The organism is Acinetobacter sp. YH12058 (genome assembly GCF_013419805.1).
Taxonomy (GTDB): Bacteria; Pseudomonadota; Gammaproteobacteria; order Pseudomonadales; family Moraxellaceae; genus Acinetobacter; species Acinetobacter towneri.
On record NZ_VOZL01000022.1, the window covers coordinates 26,794 to 39,156 of the forward strand.

Sequence of the window (12,363 nt, forward strand, 5' to 3'; positions counted from 1 at the left end):
AACCGTCATGCTCGCAGGATGTAATCTTTTTAAAGTAACAGGTCAAGATGACAAGTTCATGAGCAGTATTGTTGCTTTTAATAATTATAATATATAAATTTATAATTAATATAAAAATCCCCTATTTTTTGCCAAAAACAGGGGATTTTTTTTGAAAGAGTTTTAAATCAGTTTAAGCGATTTTAAGCCGTGTGTTGCAACGCTTGAATGAGTTTTTGATGTAAACCACCAAATCCACCATTTGACATAATCACCACTGCATCGCCCTCACCTGCTTGGCTCACGATTTTTTGAATAATTTCATCCAAAGTATTGGCTACCACCGCATGATTGCGAGCAGCCGCAACCACAGGCTGTAAATCCCAGTCTAAACCTTCAGGTTGATACCAAATCACAGCATCCGCCAAACGTGCTGAATCTGCCAAGCCCTCTTTATGACTGCCCATGCGCATGGTGTTGGAACGTGGTTCAATAATCGCCCAAAGCTTACGCTCACCCAAACGCTTACGTGCGCCGTCCAGTGTGGTTTCAATTGCGGTTGGATGGTGGGCAAAGTCATCATAGACTTCAATGCCGCGTATGGTGCCTAATAACTCCATACGGCGTTTCACCCCACCAAAATTGGACAGCGCTGCACATGCGGTTTCAATTGCAACCCCAACATGCTCTGCTGCGGCGATGGTTGCCAAGGCATTGGCGACACTGTGTTGCCCAGTCATATTCCAGCGCACTTCACCTTGTAGCACACCATTTTTCAGAACTTTAAAATGTGAACCATCTGCTGCAAGTTGTTCTGCATACAGTTCCGCTTGTGGGTCTGCATTGAGCGAAGTACGTAGCACAGGTGTCCAGCAACCCATTTCTAACACTTCATCAATATGGGTTTCTGTAATTGGGGCAATAATGTGCCCTTCACTTGGGATGGTACGCACCAAATGATGGAATTGTTTTTGAATTGCGGCCAAATCATCAAAAATATCGGCATGGTCAAATTCAAGGTTATTTAAAATGGCGGTTTTAGGATGGTAATGTACGAACTTGGAGCGTTTATCAAAAAACGCAGAGTCGTATTCATCGGCTTCGACACAGAAATACTTGCCTGCACCCAAACGTGCACTTTCACTAAAGCCTAAAGGAACGCCGCCAATTAAAAAGCCCGGTTCTAAGCCTGCCTGATCCAATACCCACGCCAACATGGTGGTGGTGGTGGTTTTGCCGTGCGTGCCTGCAACGCCCAGTACGTGTTTGCCTTGCAAGACATGATCGGCCAAAAATTGCGGGCCAGAAATATACGGTAAACCTGCATTCAGCATGTATTCAACCGCATCAATCCCACGTTTCATGGCATTGCCCACAATCACTAAATCTGGATGCGGTTGTAAATGGCTGCGGTCATAACCTTGCATTAAGGTAATGCCTGCATTTTCCAGTTGAGTCGACATCGGTGGATAGACGTTTTGGTCTGAACCTGTGACGGTATGTCCTAAATCGCGGGCCAAAAGTGCCAATGAGCCCATAAATGTGCCACAAATACCCAAAATATGCAGATGCATTCCGCCTTACTCCACTGCTTTTATAGACACATCACGTATTTTTGTGCTGTTGTCGTGATTAACTTGATTTGAAGCAACGATAGCAAGGGTTTTGGCGAAAAGATAGTGATTCTTGTATCTCATTTCAGGGATTTTTCAGCGCTGAATCTGCGCCAAACGATGTAAAAAATTGCTGCTCTTGCATTTTTCATGGCAAATAGCTCGTAAAATAAAACTGAATTTTTAAGATAGTACGACACAATGTCTTCAGCATTTTTACTTTTGGTGGTTGCAAACTGTTTTATGACCTTGGCGTGGTATGGTCATCTCAAGTTTTTACCACATGATGCGCCGCTGTGGCAGGCTATTTTATTCAGTTGGGTGATCGCCCTGTTTGAATACAGTTTGATGATTCCTGCTACCCGTTTGCTGGCGCAGCATGGCTGGGCGGTAGGTCAAATGAAAATTACCCAAGAAGTTGTGACTTTATTGGTGTTTGTCCCGTTTATGATTTTTTTGTTTAAGCAACCTTTTAAACTGGATTATTTATGGGCAGCTTTATGTTTATGTGGCTGCGTATATTTTGTGTTTCGAGCATCTTAAAATGGTGCTTTTGCATGGCTTAAACAGCTCGCGTAGCTGCAATGGTGTGAGCCTGTGGTTAATTATTAGAAAATAACCAGATAAAAATAATCAAAAAAGTCGGTTGAGTCGCCGTGTTCAATTTTAACAAGTCGAAAAATCAGTCTATAATGTGGAGTTCTTATTCAAGCTTGGCTTTCTCGCCTGAATTTCTCTTTCCTTAGTTTCGTTTCTGGAATATTTGTAATGAACGCGGCCGCTGCACAAGACGCTCCTCTCGTTGGAATTATCATGGGTTCTCAATCGGATTGGGCAACTCTCGAACACACTGCCAATATGCTGAAGCAGCTTGGTGTCCCATTTGAAGCGGAAGTCGTTTCTGCACACCGTACCCCAGATCGCTTATTTGAATATGCTGAACAAGCGCGTGATCGTGGCATTCAGGTGATTATTGCAGGCGCTGGTGGTGCCGCACACTTACCAGGTATGTGTGCAGCTAAAACTGATTTACCTGTTTTAGGTGTGCCAGTGAAATCTTCAATTTTAAATGGTGTCGATTCATTACTTTCAATTGTGCAAATGCCTGCGGGTATTGCGGTAGGTACATTGGCGATTGGTCCTGCGGGAGCAACCAATGCGGCAATTATGGCAGCCCAAATTTTAGGTTTAACCCGTCCAGAGATTGCACAAAATGTTGTCAATTTCCGTGCCGCGCAAACTGAGAAAGTTTCAAGCAACAATATTCCAGGTCAGGCTTAAGCGGGACAATTACTATGGATAAGACCATCGGTATTTTTGGTGGCGGTCAATTGGGTCGCATGATGGCACAAGCGGCTTTACCCTTAAATATTCAATGTACCTTTTTTGAAGCCAGTCCAGATTGCCCAGCGGCAACCTTGGGTCAGGTTTTTGCCAGCAAAAGCGAAAATAGCCTACAAGATTTTATACACAGTGCCGATGTATTCAGCCTTGAGTTTGAAAATACTCCGTTGGCTGATGTTGATGTATTGATTAAGCACAAAGACTTGCATCCACCACGTCAGGCTTTGGCAATTGCCCAAAACCGCTTGCTGGAAAAAGGCTTATTTGATGAATTGGCGATTCCTGTTGCGCCGTACCAAGCCGTCAACTCGCTGGAAAGTTTACAGGCTGCTGTAGCTGAACTCGGTCTGCCAATTGTGCTAAAAACCGCAACAGGCGGCTATGATGGCAAAGGTCAGTTTGTACTGCGCAGTGCAGATCAGATTGAACAAGCATGGGCAGAACTTGGCCCTGCAGGCAGCTTGATTGCAGAAAGTTTTGTTACTTTTTCACGTGAAGTATCTATTATTGCGGTGCGTGGTCAAAATGGTGAAGTAAAAACTTGGCCATTGGCAGAAAACCATCATCACAACGGTATTTTATCGCATTCGATTGTACCAGCACCAAACAGCGCAGACTTACAGCCTGTGGCGCAAGACTACATCACTCGCCTGCTCAATCACTTAAATTATGTTGGTGTATTAACGCTAGAGCTATTTGTCACTGACAAGGGCTTGTATGCCAACGAGATGGCACCTCGTGTGCATAACTCAGGTCACTGGTCAATTGAAGGCGCGGTGTGTTCGCAGTTTGAGAACCATATTCGTGCTGTAGCAGGTTTACCGTTAGGCTCAACTGAAGTGGTACGTCCAACGGTGATGGTCAATATTATTGGTCAGCATCCCAAAACTGAAGATGTGTTGGCATTGAATGGCGCACATTTGCATTTGTACAATAAAACTGAGCGTGAAGGCCGTAAAATTGGGCATATTACTTTAATGCCGAATGATGCCGCTGAGTTGACAGATTTATGCCGCCAATTGGCAAAAATTTTGCCAAATCCATTGGCGCTCAGTGCTGATATGAGCTTGTAAATTTAAAAATGACGTCAAAGCGCTCATCACGATGAGCGCTTTTTTATGCTCTCACATTTTTATTCTGCCCATTTTTAAGGTGTTCTACCGTTAATCTGTCTAGGATTGACGCTGTAATTTTAGGTTGATTAAGATAGATCAGGCTGAATAAGCAACCATCACCGTAGCAAAGCAATACTTAAAATAAAAATGCGCACAAGTCTGATGGGAAACAGATGATAATTATGAATTCAAAACTTTAAATTCAAATAGCGCGTTTTAAATTTAAAGCGATGCTTCAACTTTGAATTTAAATATCAGAAATGAATTTAAAGATAGATCTGCAGTTTTGAATTTAAATAAAGTAGCGGCTCTTTTGATCTTTAAATTTAAAAAGCTACTTTTAAATTCAAAGCAATACATCGTAAATATGCAGTGAATGTCGTGTTTTGTGGGTAACTTGGGTTGGTTTAATTTGAATTTAAACTTTTAAATTTAAAAGTCTTATCATGTGTTGTGATTTTGAATTTAAAAATGTGAGATGCTGTACTTGTAGATAAGTGTTTTAAATTTAAAACGAGAAAATGAATTTAAAACTGTGTAAATGAATTTAAAGTTACAGATTTTCATCTGATCTCTGTGGCTGAAGGTGTTATGGTAAAGCCAAGATTTAAATTCAAAACACATCAAAGGGTATTATGCATCGTTTCGCTGTGATTTTTGCGACAGCTGCAATGGCAGCTACTCAGGTTCAGGCAGAACTGATTATCAATGGAAAATCTGTCACCGTAACACCAACGGTCAGTACATCTGCAAATTTTCAACCACAAAACCATTTTCAAAGTTGTTTGGCCAATTTACGCAGCCAAGCCATTGCCAAAGGGGTGAGTGGTAGCAGTTATGATCGCTATACTCAAAATCTCAGTCCAGATTATTCAGTCATTGAGCGTTTAAATTACCAACCTGAATTTTCTACGCCAATCTGGGATTATCTCTCAGGCTTGGTCGATGATGAGCGCGTGCAGGCAGGACAGCAGAAATTGGCACAGCACCGTGATGTGCTCAATCGTGTTGCAGCAGCCTATGGCGTACCTGCAGAAACCGTAGTGGCGGTTTGGGGTGTAGAAAGTAACTTTGGTGCGATTTCAGGATCCTATCCATTATTGCAAGCGCTAGGTACCTTGAGCTGTGAAGGACGCCGTCAAAGCTATTTCCGAGGTGAGTTTTTTACCACCATGCGTTTATTGCAACGTGGTGATGTCACTGAATCACAATTAAAAGGCTCATGGGCAGGGGCGTTTGGGCATACTCAGTTTATGCCATCGACCTATGATGAGTTGGCGGTCGATTTTGATGGTGATGGTCGCCGTGACTTAGTATCTAGTATTCCAGATGCTTTGGCTTCCACCGCTAACTTTTTAAAACGTCGCGGCTGGCAAACAGGGCAGCCGTGGGGCTTTGAAGTCAAAGTGCCTGCAGGCATGTCTTTGAGTGGTGAAGGGCGACGCAATAAAAAATCCCTCAGCAGTTGGGTTAATCGTGGGTTGACTCGTGCAGATGGTTCGGCATTAATTCAGGGCAATTTATCGGGCAGTAGTCAGGCAGGCTTGATGGCACCTGCAGGTGCGAATGGCCCTGTATTCTTAGTGTTTAGAAACTTCGATGCCATTTATAGCTATAACGCAGCAGAAAGTTATGCCTTAGCGATTGCGCATTTATCAGATCGTTTAATGGGGCAGTCTGCATTCCGCACCGCTTGGCCAACCGATGATGCAGGTACATCCCGCGCAGAACGCCGTGAAATTCAACGCTTTTTGTTAAGCCGTGGTTATGACATTGGTGAAGTGGATGGTTTAATTGGCGACAAAACCCGTCAAGCGATTCGTCAGGAACAGACTCGACTCGGCTTGGCTGCAACAGGTCGGGCAGGGCAGCAAATTTTAAGAGCGTTTCGTAATGAAGCGGCCAAACAAATGATGCAATAAGTTGTTGCGATTGCATAAAAAAGGTCTGCAAATGTGCAGACCTTTTTAATTTTTGTCTTAAAACAGGGGATTAAGGTTCAATTTTCACTGCTTCAAGCAAATCAAAAATCACAGTCGTGACATCTTGGCTTAATTCTTTGTTATTAAAAATTTCATAAGCTGAAATGGTGATGTCGGTATCACTTGGCAGCAAACGCTGTTCTTCTTCAATCAGGTGTTCAATTGGTAATAAGGTCTGTCTAACCTCAAGATGCAAAATATCTTTGTATTCAATATTTTCATCTTCAAGTTCAATCACTTGCTCATTAAAATACGGCAATAAAATCGAGTGGAGACAAGGTTGAAGCTCAACAATATCAAAAATTTCGATATCACGGCTTTGTTCAATCGTGCTGATGTGGTCATTTACTTCAATCAGGATATGGTAGTAACTCACATGAATCTCCACAGATCGTTCAGGGTTATACAGAGCCTTCACAATAACATGAAATGAGTAAATTTGCTGCCTTTGCACGTGTAATGGATATGCAACTATCGTACAGGGTGAGGGGAGTTTTGTGTTTTAGTCACTTCAGTTTGCCAGATTGCTCAATGCCGTGCATGGAGTAAATCGAGATCGGCAGGGCGCAGTTGGAAATTCTGCAACTGCTGATCTTTTAGCATTGGATACATTAAGGCATAAGGGTCGTTATGGTGTGCTAAACCCAAAGCATGACCAAATTCATGCGCCAAAGTTAGACGTAAATCATCTTTAGATTGAAACTCATAAATCCGAATGGCCTGACCATCAAAGCTGCCTTTATCAAATAAACGTGGTTGAAAACGTGCATTAAATTGCTGGATGGATACATCAATGTCTTGATTAAGTTGATTGAGGGCATCGACTTGTTGGTTGAGTTGGTTAATTTGTTGATTAAATTGCGCCATTTCGTGTTCTAAACTCCACATGTTTTGCTGGATTTCTTGTTTTTTGGCTGCAAAAACTTCCTGTTGCGAAGGATGTAGCCCACCACTTTGGTTAATTTGCTGTACTTGACGATTGTATTGTTCAAGTTGTTGTTCAAATAGCATTTTTTTTGCATCAAGCTGTTGATTTTTATCTGCAATTTCTTGTTTTAGTGCTTGAATATTTTGGTTTTGATTGCTCCAGTGTTGTTGGCGTTGTTCAATGGCTGTAAGTTGCTGTTGTCGTTGGTTGGATTCATCTTGATGTTGATCATAAATCAAGTGAATGGCGAGCTTGGCATTTGGATCATATACAAAATAATCCTGTCCCGTCCCTTGTGTCCAGATCAGGGTGGCTTCCTGACTTAGTTGTAGTACATCGGCATGGCTTAAGCCAAAACGCGGATCGATTTCTCCAATACGATAACGTAAGCGAGTATCTAAAGGATGTTGCAAACTATCCAGTACTGTATTGTGTCGTGTATGAGGATGTTGAATATTTTGATAAATCAGCAAGATAGAAAACAGTATGATTGCACCCAATAGAAACAAACGCATTGCTAGCGGCATCCTTTTTTGGGTTTACTGTAGCCGAAAGTAGGGCAGAAACTCAATCTATTTGCAGTTAGAGCATCATTTTATCTATTGTACTCGGTTGAGCGTCCAATTGTCTGTGCTCTTTCATTTAAATCTTGAAGTCAGTGTATGGATATCGAAAAGAAAAACCGCGCTGCAATTGCTTGCAGCGCGGTTTTTGATGTGCGTTAAAGCGACAAATTATTTTTTATCATCTTTGACTTCAGTGAATTCAGCATCCACAACGCCATCATCGGCTTTTTGTTGACCTGCGTCACCGCCAAATGCATTTGGGTCGAAACCTTGTGCACCGCCTTGACCTTGTGCAGCTTCATACGCACGTTGCGTAATTGGCATGATGATGTTTTGCAATGCTTCAGTTTTTGCTTTGATTGCATCTACATCATTTTCTTTGGTTGTCGCTTCAAGCTCAGTGACTGCAGTTTCAATCGCAGTTTTTTCATCGGCAGTCACTTGTTCACCAAGGTCTTTTACTGCTTTTTGAGCAGAAGAAACTAAAGCATCCGCTTCGTTACGTGCTTTTGCAAGTTCTTCAAACTTACGGTCTTCTTCAGCATTTGCTTCAGCATCTTTAATCATCGCTTCAATTTCAGCATCGCTCAAACCAGAGTTTGCTTTAATTTGAATCGATTGTTCTTTGCCTGTGCTCTTGTCTTTTGCAGACACTTTCAAGATACCGTCAGCGTTAATGTCGAACGAAACTTCAATTTGTGGCACACCGCGTGGCGCTGGTGGAATGTCACCTAATTGGAAGTTACCCAACAATTTGTTTTGTTGAGCCATTTTACGCTCACCTTGGTAAACTGAAATGTCTACTGCAGGCTGGTTGTCTGCCGCTGTTGAGAACACTTGAGATTTCTTCGCAGGAATCGTGGTGTTTTTCTCAATGATTGGCGTCAACACGCCACCCATAGTTTCAATACCAAGCGTTAACGGAGTTACGTCTAGAAGCAATACGTCAGTTTTGTCACCAGACAATACGGCACCCTGAATTGCTGCACCAATTGCAACAGCTTCGTCTGGGTTTACGTCTTTACGTGGCTCTTTGCCAAAGAATTCTTGTACTTTTTGTTGTACAAGTGGCATACGTGATTGACCACCCACCAAAATCACGTCAGAGATGTCAGAAGTTGAAAGTCCTGCATCTTGTAGCGCAACTTTACATGGCTCAATGGTACGAGCGACTAAATCAGCAACCAAACCTTCAAGTTTGGCGCGAGTCACGTTCATCACCAAGTGCTTCGGACCTGTTGCGTCTGCAGTGATATATGGCAAGTTGATTTCAGTCGCATTTGAAGATGAAAGCTCGATTTTTGCTTTCTCAGCCGCTTCTTTCAGACGTTGTAATGCCAGTGGATCTTGTTTCAAGTTGAAGTTTTGCTCTTTTTTGAACTCTTCAACCAAGTATTCGATCAAGGCATTGTCAAAGTCTTCACCACCAAGGAAGGTATCACCGTTGGTTGATAACACTTCAATTTGTTGGTCGCCATCAAGGTCTGCAATTTCAATGATCGATACGTCAAAAGTACCACCACCCAAGTCATATACAGCAACTTTACGGTCGCCTTCTTTCTTGTCCATACCAAATGCAAGCGCAGCAGCAGTTGGTTCGTTGATGATACGTTTAACTTCTAAGCCTGCAATTTTACCCGCATCTTTGGTTGCTTGGCGCTGTGCATCGTTAAAGTACGCAGGTACAGTAATCACGGCTTCAGTAACTGTTTCGCCCAAATAATCTTCGGCAGTCTTTTTCATCTTTTTCAAAGTTTCTGCAGAAATTTGCTGTGGTGCAAGTTTCTTGTCATTCACTTCAACCCAAGCATCGCCATTGTCTGCTTTGATGATTTTGTAAGGCACAAGACCAATGTCTTTTTGTACCGCTTGGTCTTCATAACGACGACCAATCAAACGCTTAATTGCGAATAATGTGTTTTTCGGGTTAGTTACAGCCTGACGCTTTGCAGATTGACCTACAAGAATTTCGCCATCTTTATAAGCAATAATAGATGGAGTTGTACGTGCGCCTTCTGCGTTTTCAATTACTTTAACTTTGTCGCCTTCAAGTACCGCTACACATGAGTTAGTTGTACCTAAGTCAATACCAATGATTTTAGCCATTTGGATGTTTCCTCAAAAATTCTTTTGCAATGTTTTCACTTGTTATTCGATATGAGAGCCAATCAAAATTTTTCAAGTTGTTTAGATGAAAATTTTTTTATCAACTCTCGATTTTATAAGGCTTAAGCGCCAACCATCACCATTGCAGGGCGGAGTAAGCGACCATGTAAGGTGTAGCCTTTTTGTAATACGTTGCCAATTTCATTGGCTTTTGCATTTGGATCAATCCCTACGGCTTGATGCAGGTCTGCATTGAAACCATTGGCTGTATCAATCACCACCACACCAAACTTTTCTAAAGTGGTCAGTAATGATTTCAAGGTCAGTTCCACACCTTCAGACAAGGCAGTTTTTTCATCACCATTGGCGGCAATAGCACGCTCAAGGTTGTCTACAGAATCCAATAATTCTTTAGCAAACTTTTCTAAAGCAAACTTTTTAGCTGTATCTGCTTCACGTTCTAAACGCTCTTTGGTTTTTTCCGCTTCGTAAACTGCATTGGCAGTACGTGCTTTTTCCAGTTTTAAGTTTTCTTCAAGTTTGCTCAGTTGTTCTTGTAAAGATTCAACGGAAACTTCTGCTTGCTCAGTATCTTGCGCTGTTTGTGGTTCCGTTTGCGCTTGCTCAAGGTCTTGAGTTTGCTCGTTCTGCTCAGTTGCCATTGATTTACTCCGTTTAAATGGGTTTTTAAACATGTACAGTCCTTTGGCGTCAGTGCTAATGCAAACTGCGTTATTGCTGAACTGCCATGGTTCGAGAAGTTCGTAATTAGCTAAGAAATCGGGGCAGGGCAGATAAAATTCAAGCGTCTTTGCAGATTAATTTTATTTTGCTTTGAACTTTAACTAAAAATAACAGCTTTGCCGCACTTTAATGTTGCAAATGAAGGAGGGTTTGAAGCAAAAATGATGCGGCATTTTGGGGCTTAAAAATGGATCTGAAAGCGGGAAAGTAATTGATTTATATAGGGATTGATCTGTTGCTTATGGTTTTATATTTTAGCTTTCATCAAGTTGCTGTGCTAATGGCGCGTTAAGTAAGAGCTAAAACAAATAATTTCAGAGAAATTAAATATTTTACAACAGTCTATACGCTGCTTATTCTTTGTACATAGATGCTATGTCGCTGTAGTTTCTGGTGTATTGTTAAATGTGTTTTCTGGCTTATCCAACCTCTGGATAAGCCTTTTTTTTGCTTGATCTTTCTTGTTTTGATCGAAGTCATAAAATGATCGAAAGATTGCGCCATCATTTTGAATTACATGCTGAGCAAGTATTTCTAAATTGTGCTTATATAAGCAATGATGCATTCACTTTTAATCACGATCACGACGTTGTTCACGCTCTTTACGGTTTTCCTGCCAGCGTTTTTGTTGTGCATCACGCTGTTGTTGCATGCGTTTACGTATATCTTCACGTTTTTTACGTTCAGCTTCGACTTGCTGTTTACGTTTTTGTTCAAGCTGCTTGCGCTGTTGTTCCGAAAGTCGTTTACGTTGCTCAGCTAAACGCTGGCGTTCTTGCTCGTGTTTTTGCTGTTGCAATTGCTTTTGTCGGTTTTGCTCCCATTCACGACGCTCAATTTCACGCTTGCGACGTTCTAATTCTACCCGTTGTTGGCGTTGTTGATATTCCCAACGCTGACGATCATAGTCATAACGTCGATCATCATAATCATGGCGGCGTTCATAACGAGGATCATAGCGACCATCGTAGTAACCATCTTCAGGAAATGCGACACAGCCTACGGCTAAAAAAGCAGTAGCGCATGAGAGTAATATCAGTTTTTTAGCCATGTTCCACCTCCTGAGCCAATCTATGAATTTGCATGAAACATGCATAATGGGCAGCTAAATTGTCAATGACAGCGTCATAAAAGCAGGTTAGCGTATAGTAAGTTTAGATATGTATAACGATTGAAGCACTTGTATAACAAAATGGTCATTTTGCATTTAATCATGAAGAAATGATGAAGAATTTACGCATATAAAAAGGAACAATCATGCAAATCTTGAATTCATCGCTTAAACAGAGGTTACACAAAGGGCAGGGAAAGGCTGCGCGTCTTTTAAATAAATTACCCGATCGAGCGCATGAAGCCTTGGCGCAGGTCTTGGCTTATCCTTATCAATATCCAGACCTTGATCCTTTTATTAAATGCATGATGGCGGCACAGTTAAAGCAAGGTAAAGTTGGTTTTATTGGTGCAGACCCCATTCAGTCCAGGCAGCAATTTGACCGTCAAATCGAATCTATTGCCAGTACGCCTACAGCAGTCAAGCGTGTGGAAGAGGTTCGCTTAAATTTACCCAGCGGTGATATTGCAGCCCGTTATTATCATCCTGCACCGCATAAGAAATTGCCTTTAATTGTGTTTTATCATGGTGGTGGTTTTGTGGTGGGTGGTTTAGACAGCCATGATGAATTCTGCCGTTTGATGGCCGTGCATGCCAATGCGCAAGTGTTGAGTGTGGCGTATCCGCTTGCACCTGAAGCCAGTCCACAGCAGATTATTCAGGTCTGTGAAGAGGCTTTGGCGTGGGCTTATCAACATCGTCGTCAAATGAAAATTTTAAAAAACCGTATTGCAGTGGCAGGTGATAGGGTAATACCCCCATTTTTAATTGAATTAATGGGTAGAAAATCTAAAGCCTTGTTATTGTTTAAAAATAGGTGGACAACCATTTACTGACATATGAGGTCGTTCATGATTATAAAAGTACTGCCAGTC

10 protein-coding genes and 1 pseudogene are annotated in these 12,363 nt (G+C 41.9%); 5 read left to right on the forward strand and 6 right to left on the reverse strand.

Annotation, left to right across the window (positions count from 1 at the left end):
* Window positions 1–182: 182 nt before the first annotated feature.
* Window positions 183–1,553, reverse strand: a complete 1,371-nt coding sequence (mpl, locus tag FTU09_RS11580; protein ID WP_180080391.1) for a UDP-N-acetylmuramate:L-alanyl-gamma-D-glutamyl-meso-diaminopimelate ligase — start codon at window positions 1,551–1,553, stop codon at window positions 183–185.
* A 240-nt stretch (window positions 1,554–1,793) separates the two neighbouring features.
* Here mpl and FTU09_RS11585 point away from each other — a divergent pair, with 240 nt between their 5' ends.
* From FTU09_RS11585 to FTU09_RS11600, 4 genes are all read left to right on the forward strand, one after another.
* Window positions 1,794–2,135: a DMT family protein gene (locus FTU09_RS11585; protein WP_004969799.1), complete on the forward strand. Its 342-nt coding sequence runs from the start codon at window positions 1,794–1,796 to the stop codon at window positions 2,133–2,135.
* Between the two features lie 225 nt (window positions 2,136–2,360).
* Window positions 2,361–2,873, forward strand: a complete 513-nt coding sequence (gene purE / locus FTU09_RS11590) for a 5-(carboxyamino)imidazole ribonucleotide mutase (RefSeq protein WP_004969800.1) — start codon at window positions 2,361–2,363, stop codon at window positions 2,871–2,873.
* A 14-nt stretch (window positions 2,874–2,887) separates the two neighbouring features.
* Window positions 2,888–4,009, forward strand: coding sequence for a 5-(carboxyamino)imidazole ribonucleotide synthase (locus FTU09_RS11595; RefSeq protein WP_104852791.1), 1,122 nt, complete (start codon window positions 2,888–2,890; stop codon window positions 4,007–4,009).
* 677 nt (window positions 4,010–4,686) lie between these two features.
* Entirely contained in the window at window positions 4,687–5,973 is a 1,287-nt protein-coding gene (locus FTU09_RS11600) for a lytic murein transglycosylase (RefSeq protein ID WP_004969803.1), read from the forward strand.
* 70 nt (window positions 5,974–6,043) lie between these two features.
* Here the strand turns inward: FTU09_RS11600 and FTU09_RS11605 are convergent, their stop codons facing one another.
* The 5 genes from FTU09_RS11605 to FTU09_RS11625 form a co-directional block, all read right to left on the reverse strand.
* Window positions 6,044–6,421, reverse strand: a complete 378-nt coding sequence (locus tag FTU09_RS11605; RefSeq protein WP_162164695.1) for a hypothetical protein — start codon at window positions 6,419–6,421, stop codon at window positions 6,044–6,046.
* A gap of 140 nt (window positions 6,422–6,561) precedes the next feature.
* Window positions 6,562–7,476, reverse strand: coding sequence for a matrixin family metalloprotease (locus FTU09_RS11610; protein ID WP_180080393.1), 915 nt, complete (start codon window positions 7,474–7,476; stop codon window positions 6,562–6,564).
* 219 nt (window positions 7,477–7,695) lie between these two features.
* Window positions 7,696–9,633 (reverse strand): molecular chaperone DnaK, encoded by a 1,938-nt coding sequence (gene dnaK, locus FTU09_RS11615; RefSeq protein ID WP_154321227.1) that lies wholly within the window; start codon window positions 9,631–9,633, stop codon window positions 7,696–7,698.
* A 122-nt stretch (window positions 9,634–9,755) separates the two neighbouring features.
* Complete coding sequence (gene grpE, locus FTU09_RS11620; RefSeq protein WP_257218330.1) at window positions 9,756–10,328, reverse strand: nucleotide exchange factor GrpE; 573 nt, start codon at window positions 10,326–10,328, stop codon at window positions 9,756–9,758.
* A 620-nt stretch (window positions 10,329–10,948) separates the two neighbouring features.
* Window positions 10,949–11,428, reverse strand: a complete 480-nt coding sequence (locus FTU09_RS11625; RefSeq protein ID WP_180080395.1) for a hypothetical protein — start codon at window positions 11,426–11,428, stop codon at window positions 10,949–10,951.
* Between the two features lie 206 nt (window positions 11,429–11,634).
* Here FTU09_RS11625 and FTU09_RS11630 point away from each other — a divergent pair.
* Window positions 11,635–12,234, forward strand: a pseudogene (locus FTU09_RS11630) (alpha/beta hydrolase fold domain-containing protein); the annotation flags it as partial.
* Window positions 12,235–12,363 lie beyond the last annotated feature (129 nt).